Annotated in this window: 20 protein-coding genes; 4 read left to right on the forward strand and 16 right to left on the reverse strand. The window is 36.6% G+C overall.

All coding sequences use genetic code 11. The annotated features are described in order from the left end of the window. Nucleotides 1–116: 116 nt before the first annotated feature. Both Q1A47_RS03340 and Q1A47_RS03345 read right to left on the reverse strand, forming a co-directional pair. Nucleotides 117–797, reverse strand: a complete 681-nt coding sequence (locus Q1A47_RS03340; RefSeq protein WP_121605482.1) for a metal-dependent hydrolase — start codon at nt 795–797, stop codon at nt 117–119. Between the two features lie 90 nt (nt 798–887). Then, the gene (locus tag Q1A47_RS03345; RefSeq protein WP_299630560.1) at nt 888–1,019 is read right to left on the reverse strand and encodes a hypothetical protein; all 132 of its coding nucleotides are present in this window, start codon (nt 1,017–1,019) and stop codon (nt 888–890) included. A 236-nt stretch (nt 1,020–1,255) separates the two neighbouring features. Between Q1A47_RS03345 and Q1A47_RS03350 the strand changes: the two genes are divergently transcribed. Continuing rightward, nucleotides 1,256–2,353, forward strand: a complete 1,098-nt coding sequence (locus Q1A47_RS03350) for a Xaa-Pro peptidase family protein (protein ID WP_121605483.1) — start codon at nt 1,256–1,258, stop codon at nt 2,351–2,353. A gap of 136 nt (nt 2,354–2,489) precedes the next feature. Here the strand turns inward: Q1A47_RS03350 and ald are convergent, their stop codons facing one another. Both ald and Q1A47_RS03360 read right to left on the reverse strand, forming a co-directional pair. Beyond that, the gene (gene ald / locus Q1A47_RS03355) at nt 2,490–3,608 is read right to left on the reverse strand and encodes an alanine dehydrogenase (RefSeq protein WP_026681439.1); all 1,119 of its coding nucleotides are present in this window, start codon (nt 3,606–3,608) and stop codon (nt 2,490–2,492) included. Nucleotides 3,609–4,018: 410 nt separating this feature from the next. Continuing rightward, nucleotides 4,019–4,180 (reverse strand): hypothetical protein, encoded by a 162-nt coding sequence (locus tag Q1A47_RS03360; RefSeq protein WP_162986290.1) that lies wholly within the window; start codon nt 4,178–4,180, stop codon nt 4,019–4,021. 131 nt (nt 4,181–4,311) lie between these two features. Between Q1A47_RS03360 and Q1A47_RS03365 the strand changes: the two genes are divergently transcribed. Further along, the gene (locus Q1A47_RS03365; RefSeq protein ID WP_026681440.1) at nt 4,312–4,740 is read left to right on the forward strand and encodes a universal stress protein; all 429 of its coding nucleotides are present in this window, start codon (nt 4,312–4,314) and stop codon (nt 4,738–4,740) included. A gap of 92 nt (nt 4,741–4,832) precedes the next feature. Here Q1A47_RS03365 and Q1A47_RS03370 read toward each other — a convergent pair whose 3' ends face one another. From Q1A47_RS03370 to Q1A47_RS03395, 6 genes are all read right to left on the reverse strand, one after another. Then, on the reverse strand, nt 4,833–5,348 hold the full coding sequence (locus Q1A47_RS03370) for a molybdenum cofactor biosynthesis protein B (RefSeq protein WP_026681441.1): 516 nt from the start codon (nt 5,346–5,348) through the stop codon (nt 4,833–4,835). 74 nt (nt 5,349–5,422) lie between these two features. After that, entirely contained in the window at nt 5,423–6,613 is a 1,191-nt protein-coding gene (locus tag Q1A47_RS03375; RefSeq protein ID WP_026681442.1) for an acetate kinase, read from the reverse strand. Then, nucleotides 6,606–7,607: a class I SAM-dependent methyltransferase gene (locus tag Q1A47_RS03380; RefSeq protein ID WP_026681443.1), complete on the reverse strand. Its 1,002-nt coding sequence runs from the start codon at nt 7,605–7,607 to the stop codon at nt 6,606–6,608. Before Q1A47_RS03380 ends, Q1A47_RS03375 begins: the two co-directional genes overlap by 8 nt. Before the next feature lie 137 nt (nt 7,608–7,744). Beyond that, nucleotides 7,745–8,245 carry a thiol peroxidase gene (tpx, locus tag Q1A47_RS03385; RefSeq protein ID WP_026681444.1) on the reverse strand — a complete coding sequence of 167 codons (501 nt, stop codon included), beginning with the start codon at nt 8,243–8,245 and terminating at the stop codon, nt 7,745–7,747. 159 nt (nt 8,246–8,404) lie between these two features. Then, nucleotides 8,405–8,878 carry a GerW family sporulation protein gene (ytfJ, locus tag Q1A47_RS03390; protein WP_034679108.1) on the reverse strand — a complete coding sequence of 158 codons (474 nt, stop codon included), beginning with the start codon at nt 8,876–8,878 and terminating at the stop codon, nt 8,405–8,407. A 5-nt stretch (nt 8,879–8,883) separates the two neighbouring features. Next, entirely contained in the window at nt 8,884–9,462 is a 579-nt protein-coding gene (locus Q1A47_RS03395; RefSeq protein ID WP_161629273.1) for a DUF2953 domain-containing protein, read from the reverse strand. Between the two features lie 213 nt (nt 9,463–9,675). Here Q1A47_RS03395 and Q1A47_RS03400 point away from each other — a divergent pair, with 213 nt between their 5' ends. After that, entirely contained in the window at nt 9,676–10,476 is an 801-nt protein-coding gene (locus Q1A47_RS03400) for an NAD kinase (protein ID WP_026681447.1), read from the forward strand. 51 nt (nt 10,477–10,527) lie between these two features. On the opposite strand, the gene Q1A47_RS03405 is transcribed toward Q1A47_RS03400, so the two are convergent. After that, the gene (locus tag Q1A47_RS03405; RefSeq protein ID WP_299630578.1) at nt 10,528–12,159 is read right to left on the reverse strand and encodes an amidohydrolase; all 1,632 of its coding nucleotides are present in this window, start codon (nt 12,157–12,159) and stop codon (nt 10,528–10,530) included. A gap of 78 nt (nt 12,160–12,237) precedes the next feature. Between Q1A47_RS03405 and Q1A47_RS03410 the strand changes: the two genes are divergently transcribed. Then, nucleotides 12,238–12,429: a hypothetical protein gene (locus tag Q1A47_RS03410; RefSeq protein ID WP_299630580.1), complete on the forward strand. Its 192-nt coding sequence runs from the start codon at nt 12,238–12,240 to the stop codon at nt 12,427–12,429. A gap of 62 nt (nt 12,430–12,491) precedes the next feature. On the opposite strand, the gene Q1A47_RS03415 is transcribed toward Q1A47_RS03410, so the two are convergent. From Q1A47_RS03415 to refZ, 5 genes are all read right to left on the reverse strand, one after another. Then, complete coding sequence (locus Q1A47_RS03415) at nt 12,492–12,692, reverse strand: alpha/beta-type small acid-soluble spore protein (RefSeq protein WP_026681449.1); 201 nt, start codon at nt 12,690–12,692, stop codon at nt 12,492–12,494. Between the two features lie 128 nt (nt 12,693–12,820). After that, nucleotides 12,821–14,020 (reverse strand): tRNA uracil 4-sulfurtransferase ThiI, encoded by a 1,200-nt coding sequence (gene thiI, locus Q1A47_RS03420; protein ID WP_026681450.1) that lies wholly within the window; start codon nt 14,018–14,020, stop codon nt 12,821–12,823. Nucleotides 14,021–14,025: 5 nt separating this feature from the next. Then, nucleotides 14,026–15,165 (reverse strand): cysteine desulfurase family protein, encoded by a 1,140-nt coding sequence (locus Q1A47_RS03425; protein ID WP_166530175.1) that lies wholly within the window; start codon nt 15,163–15,165, stop codon nt 14,026–14,028. A gap of 115 nt (nt 15,166–15,280) precedes the next feature. Further along, complete coding sequence (ezrA, locus tag Q1A47_RS03430; protein WP_121605487.1) at nt 15,281–16,972, reverse strand: septation ring formation regulator EzrA; 1,692 nt, start codon at nt 16,970–16,972, stop codon at nt 15,281–15,283. 266 nt (nt 16,973–17,238) lie between these two features. After that, nucleotides 17,239–17,880: a forespore capture DNA-binding protein RefZ gene (gene refZ, locus Q1A47_RS03435; protein WP_121605488.1), complete on the reverse strand. Its 642-nt coding sequence runs from the start codon at nt 17,878–17,880 to the stop codon at nt 17,239–17,241. Between the last annotated feature and the right edge of the window lie 67 nt (nt 17,881–17,947).

Consider the following 17,947-nt stretch of genomic DNA (forward strand, 5'->3'; position numbering starts at 1 on the left):
GGAAGGCGAAGTAATTTATAGAGGGTGATAGAACCTGTTTGACGTAAACAAATCATCCGAACTGAATCCGTTCGGATGATGATGTGAATAAGATACTTTTTTCTCAGTCTAAACGATTATAATTGCAACGCATCGCCAATCTCCATTACTTTTCCTTCTCCCGATTTAATTTGACTGATGAACTTGTGCGGGTCCTGTTCAATGACAGGAAAGGTATTATAATGTATAGGAACCGTTACATCTGCATGAATCCATTCCGAGGCAATTAGCGCATCTTCGGGCCCCATTGTAAAATTATCCCCGATTGGAACAAACGCAATATCAATATTATTCATATCACCTATTAATTTTAAATCTGAAAATAAACCAGTATCTCCAACATGGTAGATCGTTTTCTCATTCACCGTTAGAAGGATTCCTGCCGGCATACCAGTGTATACAATTGAACCATCATCCTCTGTAAACGCCGAGCCATGAAAGGCCTGGGTGAGCTTGACTGTACCAAAATCAAATTCATGCTTCCCACCTATATGCATCGGATGTACACGTAATCCTTTTGAACCCATATAGTCTGCTAATTCATTAGGAGCAACGATTAAAGCATTTGTCCGCTTTGCGATATCTATCGTATCACCGACATGGTCATTATGACCATGTGTCAACAGGATAACATCTGGATTTACTGAGTTTGCATCCAAATCACATTTTTCATTTCCAGTAATAAAGGGATCAATTAAAATCTGATGTGTATCCGTTTTAACCATTACTACTGAATGTCCATGATAAGAAATTTGCACGATTACCACTCCTCTGATAAAACATTATACTATCTATCTTAAACAAGCATTCTTATTTTTTCTACCCGAAATTAGTTATTTTCATGCTAGTTATTCGTATTTTTTTATCCCACCTATAACTGGCAATAATATCCCCGCTTCAATCATTAAAGTAAAACCAATATGGATAAGCGGGGGATCGAGTCGGTAAATGTCCGTTTGGTTCCAAGGTCTATAGGTCATACCCTTGTGGTGCTAACAATCCGCAGGGATAAACACCCCCCACGGATTGAAGTTTCACTTTATATTGCCTGTTCAATCTATGTATATATTATCAGCTTTCTTATCACAGTAATAGTTTTGGAAACAAATATTAAAAATACGTTGCCATCAACTTGTCGTTAATGTCATCCATTTTAATTCCATACACTATTTTTGCTATAATAAAAATATTACATATTAAAGAGGTGTACAAAGAAATGGCAGAAAGAATTCAAGCATTATTAAAAAGCATGAAAAAACAGAATATCGATAGTATGTTTATTACATCTAAGGCGAATGTATACTATATTACTAATTACTATACAGAACCACATGAAAGGCTAGTGGCTGTCTACATTAGTAATCATTTTGATCCATTATTAATTATTCCGGCAATGGAAGAAGAGGATGCAAAAGCAGCTGGATGGCGTTATCAAATAATCACCTATCATGATCATGAAAATCCTTGGGAGATGTTTTACCAGAAATTAAAAACGAATGAACATATTCCAAATACAATTAGCGTCGAGCATACAAATCTAACATTAGATCGATATCAACTGATGCAGCAACTCTTTTCAAATACACGTATTGTAAATGGTGAAGAACTATTAGCAAACCTACGTGTCATTAAAAGTGAGAAGGAATATAATTTATTAAAACATGCTGCTGAATTAGCTGACTTTGGAATAAAGACTGGGATAGCGGCAATTCAGGAAGGCGTAGGTGAACTCGAAGTAATTGCTAAAATTGAGTATGAGCTTAAAAAACAAGGGATTCAGGAAATGTCCTTCTCTACAATGACACTTTCTGGTACAAAGACCGCTTCACCGCATGGGACACCTTCCATGAAAAAGATAAAATCAGGTGATATCGTATTATTTGATCTTGGTGTAGTGTATGAGGGCTATTGTTCAGATATATCCAGAACAGTAGCATTTAAATCAATAACCGAGCAACAAAAAAAGATATACAATACCGTTTTAGAGGCGGAACAAAAAGCGATAGCTGCATCTAAGATTGGTGTAGCAACTGGTAAATTAGACCAAATAGCAAGAAATCATATTGCAGATGCAGGCTTTGGTGAATACTTCACACATCGCATTGGACATGGATTAGGAATTGAAACACATGAGTATCCTTCTATGCATAGCAACAATGATCTACCGTTACAAGCAGGAATGTGCTATACCATTGAGCCAGGTATTTATGTACCAGGGGTTGCCGGTGTTCGGATCGAAGACATGATTTATATGACAGAACAAGGGCCAGAAGTTTTAACTACATCTCCAAAAGAATTAATGATTTTGGAATAACTTAGCATGCGTATAAGTTTAGTAATTTTTAGATTAACCTAAACCGGCTCCATATTCATATTTATTGAAAAAGGGCTTTCTTCCAAATTCTACGTTAGATTTTGGAGACCGCCCTTATCTTCTTATATTACTATCTTTAGTTATCCAATAGCGTATGTGGATCCGCGTATTCCAAGCTATGAGATGTTGCTACTGCTTGATATGTTACATACCCATCGAGTGTATTAATTCCCTTTAATAACGCCTCGTTATCCTTGCATGCACCTACATAGCCTTTATTTGCTAATTGTAATGCGTAAGGAACAGTAACATTGGTTAAACCAATTGTCGAGGTTCTTGGAACTGCTCCAGGCATATTTGCAACGGAATAATGCAATACACCATGTTTGGTATATGTTGGATTATCATGCGTAGTAACATGGTCACTTGTTTCAAATATTCCGCCTTGATCAATTGCTACATCAACAATCACTGAACCGGCTGTCATAGCTTGAACCATTTCTTCAGTCACCAACTTCGGAGCTTTGGCACCTGGTATTAACACTGCACCAATAACAAGATCCGACTCTGCTAAAGCGAGACTAATATTCAGCGGGTTCGACATCATTGTATTAATAGATGATCCAAAAATATCATCCAACTGACGCAATCGCTCTGGATTTAAATCAATTATTGTAACGTCTGCACCTAAACCAACCGCAATTTTTGCTGCATTTGTACCAACAACACCACCGCCAATAACCGTAACCTTGCCACGTTTAACTCCTGGTATTCCACTTAAAAGGATTCCCTTTCCACCTTTTGTCTTCTCTAGAAACTGAGCACCAAGTTGCGAAGCCATCCTTCCTGCTACTTCACTCATAGGTGTTAGAAGCGGTAGTGAATTATTTGGTAACTGCACCGTTTCATAGGCGATCCCAGTTACCTTTTTATCAATCAGCGCCTTTGTTAAGCTAGGTTCCGCTGCTAAATGCAAATATGTAAACAAAATAAGCCCTTCATAGAAGTAATCATATTCTTCAGGTAGTGGTTCTTTTACCTTCATTACCATTTCCTGTTCCCAAGCTTCCTTGGCTGTAGCTACGATAATTGCACCGGCTTCCGCATATTGTTGGTCCGTGAATCCAGAACCTAAACCAGCCTCTGTCTCAATATAAATAGTATGACCGGCATTTTTCAAAGTTAGGACACCAGAAGGCGCCATAGCAACCCTATTCTCATTATTTTTTATTTCTTTTGGAACACCGATATTCATTTAACTACCTCCAATTCTCTAATATAACACTTTTTTGAAAGCACTTTCATACTTCATATACGTATATTGTAACAGTACCAAATTTTTTCTCAAAGTAAAAGGGAAATGAGGCTGACAAAACACAACTTCTTTACTCAAAATACGAATAATCATGTTATCAATAGGAGGATCATCGCCACACTGTGAAACTATACGCGCTTTCCACGGGCACGGCCTCAGCTAACTTGGTAAAGAAAAACACGTTACCACGTGAATCTTCGGACTCGTGCTGTTCCCGCCGGAGTCTCGCTTATTTCAGGTGCTAAATGAATGATTCTGATCAAAAAACGAGCGATGATTAATTTCATCAACTAATCATCGTTCGTTTTTTATTGTTTCTTCATTCTTTTGTCTCAGCCTCATTCTCCACTTTAATTTTTACGATTATTAAACGTGTAGATTCCCTTATTATTGTGCCTTTCTTCAATGACACCACTTTGGTAACTTTCATTTAACTGATTCTGTACAGCCGCAACACCTTTTTCATCCTCAAAAATGTTTTGTGGCTGATTATCACGCTTCTCTTTGGACAATCTAATCACCCCCATTTATAGTATGTCCACAATACTGCAACACTCTCTAAAATTTAATTAGTAAAAGTGGCAAATTTTGATTGTTGTCCTTAAAATACGGGTATATAATTTATATGAAAGGGGAGATCTATATGGAATATAAGAATATTGTAGTAGCAGTTGATGGATCAGAAGCATCTGAGAAAGCTTTTACTAAATCATTAGATATCGCAAAACGAAATGATGCACGCATTATTTTAGCTCATGTTGTTGATTCACGGACATTTGCCACTGCCGAAGCCTATGATCGTACATTAGCAGATCGTGCAGAGGAATATGCTAAGGAATTATTAGACAGCTATGTAGACAATGCAAAATCAGCAGGTATTGATAATTTAATTCGATGTGTAGAATATGGGTCTCCAAAAGTAAAAATTGCAAAAGATATTGCTAATGACTTTCATGCGGACCTTATTATCTGTGGGGCAACAGGGATGAATGCTGTTGAACGTTTTCTTATAGGAAGTGTTTCTGAGAGCATAACAAGATACGCTTCATGTGATGTATTAGTTGTCAGATAACTATATAACATTAAAACGATATACTCACTACATCACTAAGAATATTCCTCAATTACATTAGAAGCACTTCCACATTATTGTTGGAAGCGCTTCTAATGTGGTGATTCTTTTCTTAATTCGTGGATGATATGAGATAATTCTGGAATGATTAATTTTTCCATGGCTAACTTTACCGCTCCAGTAGAACCAGGGAGTGCAAAAATAACTGTTTGGTTTCGAGTACCTGCAACTGCTCTTGAAAGAATAGCGGCTGACCCAATATCTTCTTTGTAACTCAACATTCGAAATATCTCTCCAAAGCCAGGGATTTCTTTCGTAAAAAGTTCTTTTATTGCTTCAATGGTAACGTCTCTATCAGCAATACCAGTTCCACCATTACAAATGATTACTTCAACACCGGGATTGACACAAGCTCTCGTAACTATTTTTTGAATGTCATTTCGATCATCTTTAATAATATCTCTGACACTTATCCAATGTCCGTTCGCCTTCAATTGTTCTTCAATAAGCCCTCCACTCATATCAGTTTCCAATGTCCGTGTATCGCTAATAGTTAAAATCATGCAATTTACTACGTGGTTTTCACGCTTATGTTCCTTTACTGACAATTAATACCTCTCCCATCCATTATGATTTTATAAAAAAGGTTTTGCTATGGTTCAACCACACCAAAACCTTTTAACTAACTAATTTGTGAAAGTCTGATTGTATCTCTGGCAATCATAACCTCTTCATTTGTAGGGATTACGATTACTTTAACTGGAGAGTGTGGATAATTAATAAATTGTTCTTTTCCTCGAACTTTATTGAGTGCTTGATCCCAGTAAACCCCCATAAATTCAAGACCATGTAAAACCTTTTCTCGGATCACATCACTATTTTCTCCAACTCCAGCAGTAAAGATAATGGCATCTACGCCAGACATTTTCGCTGCATAGGAACCTAAATATTTATGAATACGACCTGCAAATACTTCTAAAGCTAATTCTGCTCGCTTATTCTCTTGAGCTGTCTGTTCAATATCTCTTAAATCACTTGAGAATCCAGATAAAGCTAGCATACCACTTTCCTTATTCAACACATGAATCACTTCATCCGCGGACTTTCCTGTTTTTTCCATAATATAAGGGATAAGCGCCGGATCTATATTACCTGAGCGTGTTCCCATAGTTACCCCAGCTAATGGAGTGAAGCCCATTGATGTGTCAATTGACTTACCACCTTGAATAGCTGCAATACTTGCACCATTACCAAGGTGACAAGATATAAGGCGCAGGTTCTCCAATGGCAGACCCATCAGATCCGCTGCTCGCTGCGAAACATACTTATGTGATGTACCATGAAATCCGTATTTACGTATGCCATAATCTTTATAGTACTCATATGGTAAGCTATAAAGATAAGATGACTCTGGCATCGTTTGATGGAATGCAGTATCAAACACAGCCACCATTGGTACCTCCGGTAAAATTTCACGGAAAGCATGAATTCCCGTCAAATTTGCAGGGTTATGCAAAGGTGCCAATTCCGACACTTGTTCAATCGTTTCAATAACTTTGTCGTTAATGACAACTGAATCACTAAAACGTTCCCCACCATGAACTACGCGATGACCAACTGCATTTATTTCATCAAGTGAAGTAATGACCCCAGAAGACGTTAATGATGCTAGTAGTTTCTTTACTGCTTCTTCATGGTTTGGAATCTCTTCCACAAATTTATCTTTTTCACCTTGAACATCCATTGTAAATACTGACTCATTTAGACCAATTCGTTCCACTAGCCCTTTTGCTAGAACGCGCTCGTTTGGCATTTGTATTAATTGGAATTTCAAAGATGAACTACCGGCGTTTATTGCCAATACATTACTCATTGCTGTTCAACTCCTTTTTATACGTTTGGAACCAATTATTTATTTGACCTAAAATATCTCCCATTGCTCTCGTATTGTTGAAAGAAGGCATTTTAACCAATAGTGGTTGTTTAGGAGATGCTGTCTGCTGTCCTTTTTTTTGTAGTATTAAGATACTTTTTCGATGCTTATCAGATTTGAAGGCACTTTCTGGCAACCTTAGGATGCCAACCATATGAGCATAATCATGAATAAATTGTTGAAGCTTGTCTGATTGATCACTATCAAATAAAAATTCTGGAATAACTAGAATAAGGTATCCGCCTGGTTTTGTGTAATTAAGACTTTGCTCTATAAATAAGTGATGCGCATAAGAATGACCTTTATCGGCCTTAAGTTTAAAGTCACTCGCACGTAAGTCGTCTGGATAGTATCCAACAGGTAGATCAGCTACGATTAAATCTACAGGGTCCAATAAAAATGGACGAAGACTATCTTGATGGAAAAACTCAATATTCTTTTTCTGCAAGTTCGCATTCCAAACAGCTAGTTGAATTAACGTTGAATCAACTTCACTTGCAAATGCTTCTTTGATTTGTGGTAGTTGACTTAGAACCGCAGTTATTAAATTTCCAGTTCCACCAGCTGGATCAAACAAGCGAATGTTTTCGGCGTCATCGAATAATTTATTTGCCAAATACGCAATCATTAGCGATACTGTTTCTGGTGTCATTAAATGCTGCTGTTGAGTAGAGCCTTTCATTCCTTTTAGAATAGCAAGCTGATTAGCTTTTCTTACTTCCTCAGCTGAGAATGAATCTATTTTTAATTCGACTAAAGCTTGCTGTAATTTGATTGCTAGGCTTTCATCTATATTATCTGGCACTTCTTGCATAAATACGATTTCCATCGTATAACCTAAGCTTTCCAGATATGGTTCATTAACATACTGTTGAATCTTATTTGTCGTTTCATCTATCCATTCATACAATGTTTCGACATTTGATTTCTCCATATAGCATCCTCCATTCGTTCCTTCAGAGCGTTTCTATTGTACCAAAGGAAATGGGACTATGTACAAAATAATGCTAATTAAGTTCTGTAGCACACAGTAAAAATCCCCCTCATTTACTGAGAGAGATTCCGTTCGAGTTATTTAGCTTGTCTGGCAGCTTCCAGGGCAGCATCATAATCCGGATGATTACTCACTTCTTTAACATATTCTACATAAGTAACTATATTATTGGAGTCAACAACAAATATAGATCTTGCTAGCAGACGTAACTCCTCTATAAGAACACCATAGTTCTTTCCAAAATGAGCATCTCGGTGGTCTGACAATGTATCAAGCTTCTTAATATCATGTTGGTTAACCCAGCGTTTTTGTGCAAATGGTAAATCCATACTCACCGTTAAAACTTTAACATTTTCAATCTGATCAGCTTCTTCATTAAAACGTTTTGTTTGCTCTGCACATACACCTGTATCAATGGAAGGAACAACACTAATCAGCTTAACCTTCTCTTTATAATCAGTTAATGTAACTTCTTCTAAATCATTAGATAGTACTTTAAAAGAAGGTGCTTCATCACCAACTTTCACTTCATTACCTACAAGTGTGACAGGTTCTTGTTGGAATGTAACATTTGCCATATGAATCATTCCTCCTAAATAATTGTATTCCTTCTTCATTATGAATTGAATAGCGGTGCATGTCCAATAATTTATGGCTATGAAATCTAGAAATATTTGTGAACGGAATTAGCTACGCTTACATTATAGAATGGTGTATGAGTTGCATTTATACAACCATTAAATATCATATTGGGTAGGCATCTCTTTAGGTTTCTTATTTTCTTGTTTCTTTGAACCTTGCTGTTGACTTGACTCTTTCATTATCTGTTGCACCTTTTCTACAACCTGTGGCGCAAAATCAATCATTTTTTCATAGATATGTGTATGATGATCTAAATGAACCATCTTAATTCCTCTTTCACTGACAATCAAAAATGCTACCGGTGTAATTGATACTCCTCCACCGCTACCTCCTCCAAATGGAAGTGTTGCTTCACCACTTTCACTACTGCTATCGGATTGGGATTGACTACTTGTAGAATTAAACTCACTACCACCTGCAGCAAATCCAAAACCAACTTTGGACACAGGTATAATAACACTGCCATCCGGAGATTGAACAGGATCTCCAATAATTGTGTTTACCTCTACCATATCCTTCAAATTTTCCATTGCAGTAGTCATTAGCCCTTGAATAGGATGCTCTTCCATCACAATCAACTCCTTTTATACATTTGTGCTTGATGTATCAATAGCTTCTTATTATTAGCCATTATTCTCATGACTTGAAGAAATCCACTTATAGCTTGTGCTATTCGAATAGAAACAATACAATAAATTTCGGATTGTATATATTTCTGTTGAAAAAGTGGTACAACTTTAATATCTGGATGACAATTAAAAATCCCATGTTCTTGAAGCCATGCTATGATAACACCTTTTACTGTCCAGACACCTCCTGATACAATACCTGTAAGTGATGCATCACCAGTACCACCTACCGTATGCCACTTCATTTGTTTGAATTTCATCTTCTGTAGCATAACCGAAATTGCTTTATGACCTTGACGTAGGATATGAAGCGCCTCATTAAGTTTACTCGGTAATTCACGAAAATTAATAGCAGGCGTGTTACTTTCGAAATCATCTAACATCATCGTTCGTCTTATAATCGGAATTTTCCACCAATAAATCCGTATCGTTATAGAAGTATTTGCTTGGCAATATGCTCCTTGAACATGAATGATTAGCTTTGAGAATAAAAAGATAACAGCAATCGCGATCACGGTTATCATAAATATAGCCCACCCCCACATTTTCATCACCTCAGTTTCATAGCTGTTCCTATTTTTCCTCAAATTTCCTATTTTAATCATTCGTTTTACTCCACTAGGATAATAGCAACAAAACATGATAGAATATGGTTATACTGCTTTGCTTAATAGCTTAAAGTAGATAGTAGTATAAAGTGCATCTCGTCATCACATTTGGGAGGGTATCAAAAGAATATGACTGATCGAAAAAATATTTTCTTCTATTATTTAAGTGACCAAGGGCTTGAAGATAAATTAAATGCCCTATACCAATTAGCAGAGTCAAATGGTTTTACAATTGTAAACGATTTCGAACATGCTAATATTATTGTAAGTATTGGAGGTGACGGTGCTTTCTTACAAGCTGTACGTAAGACAGGCTTTCGTCAAGATTGCCTTTATACAGGAATAACTCGTTCGGGGGAATCAGGTCTATATTGCGATTTTAATATGGATAATGTTGATGAAATGTTGAAGACAATCCAATATGAAGAAATGGAAGTTCGTCGTTTTCCTGTGATTAATGCGGAATTAAATGGTGAGACGAGTTTTTATTGCCTTAATGAAATTAGTGTCCGCTCGACTATTATTAAATCCATCGTTATGGATGTGTTTATTGATGACATTCACTTCGAAACCTTCAGAGGGGACGGACTAATTGTTGCAACACCAACAGGAAGTACAGGTTATAATAAATCTACGAATGGAGCGGTCATTGACCCAAAAATTCCTTGTTTTCAAGTTACCGAGTTAGCATCCATAAATAATAATCGTTATCGCACCCTGGGTTCTTCTTTTGTTCTTAATAGTGATAGAAAGTTAACGTTATCAGTCCAGCAGGATGGTAATGATTATCCAATTATCGGTCTTGACAATGAAGCATACTCCATTCGAAATATAAGGGATATTTCTGTTACATTAAGTGACCATGTTATTAAAACCGTGAAATTAAAAAATAACTCCTATTGGGACAGAGTAAAACGTACGTTTTTATAACTAGAGCGTGAAGCAGCATATAACGTATAATACGGACAAGAACCGATCTAATTAAATAGAAGAAAGGTTCTTGTCATATACAATTTTCCCGTCAATTACTGTCATTGCAACGTCAATTTCGTGAATCTCATTTGGATTGACTTGGAAAATATCTTTCTCCAAAATAGTGAAATCAGCGTGATAACCTTCCGTAATCAAACCTCTACTATTCTCTTGATTAATTACATAAGCACTACCAGTCGTATATAATTGTACGGCTTCAAATATAGTCAGCGCTTCTTTAGGTAAGTATGTTTTTCCATCAAAAGAGGATTTACGAATAACCGCAGCTTGAATTCCAAGTAACGGATCCACTTTCTCAATTGGTGCATCAGACCCACCAGCACAATGTATTCCGTGCTGAAGCATAGATTTCCAAGCATACGCTAAGTCTAGCCGTTTTTGTCCCAGCCGATCAATTACCCAAGGGAAATCTGAAGCAACAAAGGTCGGTTGGATGTCTACGACAGCAGGAAGCTCCTTTAGTAATTCAAAGGCTTGTTTATTTAAAATTTGTCCATGGATAATTCGATCGCGAGCATTCGTTGCTAACGGATATTTACTCAATATGGATGCAATTTCTAAAACGGCTTGATCTCCAATGGCGTGAACTGCTACTGGCAACTGATAGACACGTGCCCTAGCCACGAGTTCCTCTAACTCAGGTATGCTGTGAATTGCAAAACCTCTGTTTCCAATGTCATCCGCATAATCTGTAGACAACCATGCTGTCCTCCCCCCCAATGCTCCGTCCGAAAATATTTTGACTGCGCCAAGCTCTGCATAACGTGGCCCCTTCAAATACCCTAGCCCAGCATGAATCATGTCTTCCATAACTTCATGATGGACGAGTAAATGCGCTTTAAATATTTTCTCCTTCCCATCCAACACATGTTTAAAAGCACCAAAAGTCTTATCAAATCCACCAAAATAATTAAGGTCTTCACTGTGTCCTCCAACTAAGCCCTTTGAAAGAAGATCATCTATAGCGATTGAGATTACTTGTTCTAGATAAGCCTGTGAAACAGTTGGCATTGCTTGCTTTATTAATTCCTGAGCAGTATCCAAGAAATAACCCGTTGTCTCTTCATCATCATCTCGTTCAATAACGCCACCTTTTGGATTAGCTGTTTTATTTACAGTATCAATACCTGCCAGTTCTATTGCTTTGCTGTTAGCTAAAATAGCGTGACGGCATACTCGAGATAACATGACAGGATTATGAGGTACAATTTCGTCAAGTGCAGTTTTGTGAATAATGAGTGGTTCATCCCAATGGTTTTCATTCCAGCCCTCACCCACGAGCCACTCTCCCTCAGAAAGATTTGTAGCTCGGTTAAACAGTGCTTCTAATACTTCTTCGGCTGATTGCATTTGGGAAAGATCAAGCCGAAGTAATTTCTCACCATGCCAAATAATATGCAAATGACTATCAACAAATCCTGGTAACATTGTTTTTCCGTTCAAATTTATTGCTTCATCTATTTGATTAAAATAAGTATGATACAAATATTCATATGTTCCAATAGCAACTATTTGATGTTCCTCGGTAAATACAGCATCTACCACTACATCCTCACGTTCCATCGTGTAGATCGGTCCACCAAACCATAGTGTTCCCATAGCTTCTTCGATCTCCTTCATTAGAAAAATGTTATATACATACCTTACTTATTTTCTGAATAGGAATCAAGAGGGATTATAGTCATAATAGGTTTATCAATGAGAACAAAGCGCAAGCGACTGGAGCGAGTCAACGGGGATAAAGGAATCACGGTGAGCTTGCGAGCAGATGATGACTTATGTAGGGCGATTCATGAAGTCACCTCGTTTCTGGGCACTGGCGCTGGACGCAGTTCAACACACCCTTATTTATCCATATGGGCAAATATTATAATTTCCTTCATTTCCTAGACAATTAAAAAGGACTACCCAAACCGGATAGCCCTATAGCCATTTTAACTATTTAATTTAAGTTATTTTGTTCCACCAAATTGTTGTTCAGCCATTTGAACAAGACGTTTAGTGATTTCACCACCAACAGAACCGTTGGAACGAGATGTTGAATCTGGTCCTAATTGTACACCAAATTCCTGAGCAATCTCATATTTCATTTGATCTAGAGCTTGTTGAACACCAGGGACTACTAATTGATTTGAAGAATTATTTGCTGCCATGTTAACTCACCTCCTTGGTACTTATAGAATGTGTACAAAGGAGAGAAAGCATACATATTTTTAAATGGTAGTTCCTGACAAATTAAGGGATATGGTCAGACATTAATAATCCAGTCTTCTGCCTTTCCTTAGAACAAACCATCAAACTTGGTCTCTGTATCTCGTGCTGATACTTTTATCGTTTCTATTCCAGCAATTGCTTCATCCATTAATTTTGTAAAATCCTTCTTCGATTCAAACAAATTTGCTTTTTCTCTTTTTGGTTTCGTTTTTGGCGACTTAGGTACAAATATCGTACAACAATCCTCATAAGGTAAAATAGACGTGTCGTAGGTACCAATCTCTCTTGATATGTTAATGATCTCTGTTTTGTCCATTGTTATCAATGGTCGAATAATCGGATAGTTAGTTACTTCATTAATTGTATTCATACTTTGCATGGTTTGACTCGCTACTTGTCCAAGATTTTCACCAGTAGTCAACGATAAGATCTCTTGGTTCACACACACCCGTTCACTTATACGCATCATCATTCTCCGCATGATTGTCATTGCATAACCGTCAGGCATTTCTCGAAAAATTTCTTGCTGGAGTTTGGTAAACGGTACGATATGCACTTGAATCGATTTACCATACTTTGTTAATTGTTTAGCTAAGTCCAGAACTTTTTGCTTTGCACGTTCACTTGTAAATGGCGGTGAATGAAAATGAATAGCTTCAATCTGCACCCCTCGCTTCATCGCTAGGTAGCCAGCAACAGGACTATCAATACCACCTGAAAGTAATAATAGTGATTTACCAGATGTGCCTACCGGAAGACCTCCAAGTCCCTGAATAACACTTGACGTAATATAAGCTGCTTCTAGTCTTATTTCGACTTTAATTTCTAAATCAGGATGATGCACATCCACTTTAATTTCATTCGTATTGATTAATAAATGTCTACCTAATACTTGATTCATTTCCTGTGAAGCAATGGGGAAATCTTTATTAATCCGCTTCACAGATACCTTAAATGTGTTTACATTTGTAGCATTTTTTAAAGCATATAAAGCGGCTTCTTTTATTTTATCGGGATCATTCTCCACCTTAATTGCCAAACTCATACTTTGAATTCCGAAGATATTCTTACATTTTTCGATAATTGGCTCAGGATCATGACCGTTTAGTAAAATAAACATTCTCCCTTGTGTTCGTTTTACTTTTATGTTTGGAAATGCAGCTAATTTATGTTGAATATTTTCTTGTAGACGGATAATAAATTGTTTTATATTTTTACCCTTTAACGCCATTTCTCCGTAGCGTATTAAAATATGATCATATTGCATGTTATCTACTCCATTACTTCTTTAAATTGTTGAATTTTATCTTTCAGTACGTGAATAAAATTAGTTAATTCTTCCTCTGTATTTTGATAAGAAAGACTTACTCGTAATGCAGATACTGCTCTATCATCAGAAAACCCACAAGCCGCGAGAATTTTGCTTTCATCTGACTTTTTAGAAGAACAAGCTGATTTTGTTGATATATAAATTTCTTCTTCACTGAGCATGTGTATCATTACCTCTGGTTTAATCCCTGGTATCGAAAAATTAATAATATGCGGTGCCGCATGTATAGGCGTATTTACTTTAACAGCTTCTATTTTTTCCAGTTCCTCACGAAGAAAACGTTGTAATTCATATAACCTCTGCTTGTATAATCGTTCCTTTTCCATGATTAAGCGTAAGGCTTTTACTATCGAAACTGCTCCAGCTAAATTCTCCGTTCCCGAACGTATCGCCTGCTCCTGTTCTCCGCCATGAAATAACGGAAAAAGAGTTGTTCCATTCTTTACAAACAATAAGCCAGTTCCTTTTAAACCATGAATTTTGTGACCAGACATCGTACAAAGATCTATTCCACTATTTCTTAAGGTTAATGGAACTTTCCCTAACCCTTGGACATAATCGACATGGAAAAATAATTTTGGATATTGTTTTGCAATTTTTCCGATTTCTGCTATAGGTTGGACCGAACCTAGCTCATTGTTCACGTGCATAATACTAATTAAAATGGTATCATTTCTTATCGCTTGCTTTAGATCAGATAAGGCAATCACCCCATTCCTATTCACTGGTAGATATGTTATTTCAAAGCCTAATTTTTCCAAGCTTTTACAGGCATTATCTACGGAAGGATGCTCAACCTGAGTGGTGATAATATGTTTACCCCTGTTTTGATGCTCTAAAGCAATACCTTTAATAGCAATATTATTACCTTCTGTACCTCCAGAAGTGAATATAATTTCATTTTCCGCTACATGTAGAATTTCAGCAGCCTGTTTCTTAGCTTGAATTAAAAGTTTTTCTGCCTCTCCTCCCAAGGGATGGATAGATGATGGATTGGCAAAAAAAGTAGTAGATACTTGTTCAAAACTTTTTAATACTGCTGGATCAGGCACTGTTGTAGCACTATTATCTAAATAAATCATTCAACTAACTCCTAACTTCCTAGATGAATTATACCAAGCAGCCTTCTTTAATTAATTTCTTTGCTTAGAAAAAAGGATATTATATAATATCCTTTTTCTATTAAGTCCTATTTACTTAATTCAATACCTCTTGATATTCCTCAATTCGTTTTAGCGCGCCAGGTTCAACTTCTTCGATTGCTTTAGCTGCATGCTCCAACGATAGTTCATACTCGTAATTTCGGAATAACCGTTCTGATTCGGCTAGCTTTGCAGCTAATAATGGATACTGACTACGATATCTATTCGCATATTGGATAACCTGCTCCGTTAAATAAGCTTGTTCCAACATAAGATCTGTTTGTTCCATGGAATACTCTACAGCATTCTTCGCATCATTTAAAGCTTGTTGCACCTCTGCCATATCTAGCGGTTGTTTTTCCAATGTTTTCATCACACGTTGATTTTTTTCTCCGGCTGTTTCTATTAAGTTCCATATATTACTTGGAATTCCAGGAACATTACTTTTCTTGAGCTTACGCTGAATACTATACAACTGATTTCGCATTTCCGTCAACTTATCCTTCGCCTCAAGCTCATCTTTACGAAGATTACGAATGCGCTTTTTAAACGCTTCATGTTTTTCTTTTAGCTCTTCAATTTGCACAAAGCCAGCTTCTAACTCATCACGTAGCTTTGTGTGTGGAGATTTCTCTTTCTCGATTTTATCTAGTAGTTCTTCAAATTGCGTGTTTAGTTTTCCGATTGCCTTTTCTAATGTTAAATACTTCTCCATATCACTATCTTCAAAATAATAAGCCTTCTTTAATAGCTCAACATCCGCTTTAGTACCAGCAAATGTGTCTGTAATTTCCTTTAACGTACTCTGATAGGTCGGAACTTTTGTTTCCACAAAATTCCTAGCTATTGCTTCTTTTTCGAGCAGCTGATACATTTCCTTTATCCGTCCATCTATCTCCTCTATGGCACCTTCTGCCTCAGAAAAGTCACCACTTTCCATAGCGCCAACTATATGTAAAAGTCTTTCCTGATATTTGCGTATTTCTTTTTCAAAAGCCAGATGATCCACACGATAACCTTCATTTTTCATTTCCTTTAAACCTGTATATAAATCATCTAACTGACTAGGTAATTCCTGCTTACATGATTTATATAATTGTGGAAAATCATCTAACTCTCCCTCTAGGCTATCCACAGATAGCTTTAATTGATCGACGAGCTGCTTCGCTTCTATATAATTTCCATTCTCGACAAGTTGATGATAATTAGTTAGCTGTGCTTCCAGTTCATCCATTTTTTTATCAAAATAGGCTTCCGCTTTTCCATATTGATATCTGTTTTGCGAAAGCTGTTTACGTAACGCCTTTACTGTAGGTTCAACATGCTCTATTTCTTTTCTACTGGACTCTTCGGATTCAAGCAGTTCTTCTACTTCCATTAAAATCTTCTCTATATCCTTTTCCACGGATTGCAATATCTGATCGACTTTAGCCAGGATTTTTTTAGCTTTCGAGAACCGATATCGATCCGCCGCTTCTTCTGCATCAAATAAATGTTCTTCAATATCAGTAAGCTCTTTTGTTACTATATATTCCCATTGATCCTTCCACGCTTCAAATTTATCTTGTGTTTCCCCTGATAAGTTTAATATTTTTATACGGGAGAGCTCTGAAGCGATGTTTCGACCCATAATGTCCATTTTCCAGGCTTCATAACGATCAACAACATCATATACCCTTTTTCGTAAGATAAGTCCTGTAATAATAAGTGCTATAACTATTAGTATAATGCCTATGATGTATGCCATAAAATGCCTCCCAACTAAATTCCTAAAGAGGATGGACGTTTACAAAAATAAAATAATCGTCGCTAATAATAATCTAATTATAATAATACCATGTTAAACACAATTTTTGCTAAAAAAATACAAATAAATTGGGGTTTCAGCCAATTTTTTATTCTACACGCTATAGGCAAGTCCGTACTCATTTATACATAATAAAAATTAGCAAGTGATTGTATAGTATTGTACGACAATCGTCAGCGTGCCTATTTCACTAGTAAATCGCGACATCATCTGCCATGTGCATCCTCAGCTATTTTTTCACCTGAAACCTCGACTAAAAAGTCCAACCATCGATGAATCGTCTTTACATAATTTGTAACGAATAAATCATGCGAACCATCACCAATAATATGATTTTTCCATTCATTATGCATAATATATGGCGTAATTAGCATGCCTTTTAACTGCATTAATAAATAATTTCGATCATTAATTGATGAATGCTGTTTATCAAGTACACTAAAAAATGCCCTGCTAATAAAATAATTTTCCTTCGCTAAATAGGTCACAGCCATCTCTCTAACGAATACAGAATCTAGCGACAATTCTCTATGTATAAAACAAGAGAATTGATGATTACTTTGTTTATACTGTATAATGATGAAAATTAATTCCTTTAACTGATCCAAAGCATGTAAGTCTTGATAATGCTCTAACGCTTCTTCCATGGTATCAAGATATTTTTCGTAATAGTCCGTAACCGCATATTCCAGCAGCCCTTGCTTTCCTTTAAAATAATAACTAATAAGCGAAACATTAACATTGGCCTTCTCCGCAATATCCCGAACAGAAGTGCCATGAAATCCTTTTTGAAAAAATAATGCGGAAGCTGCTTCTATTACTTTTTGTTTCGAGAGATTAGTCTTCATACGATTCAACTCCTTACATCTCCATTACGACATAGAGATGATTTATCCTGCAATTTTCGCTCGACAA

Origin of the sequence: uncultured Virgibacillus sp., assembly GCF_947495635.1 — a bacterium.
Classification (GTDB): domain Bacteria; phylum Bacillota; class Bacilli; order Bacillales; family Amphibacillaceae; genus Virgibacillus; species Virgibacillus salarius.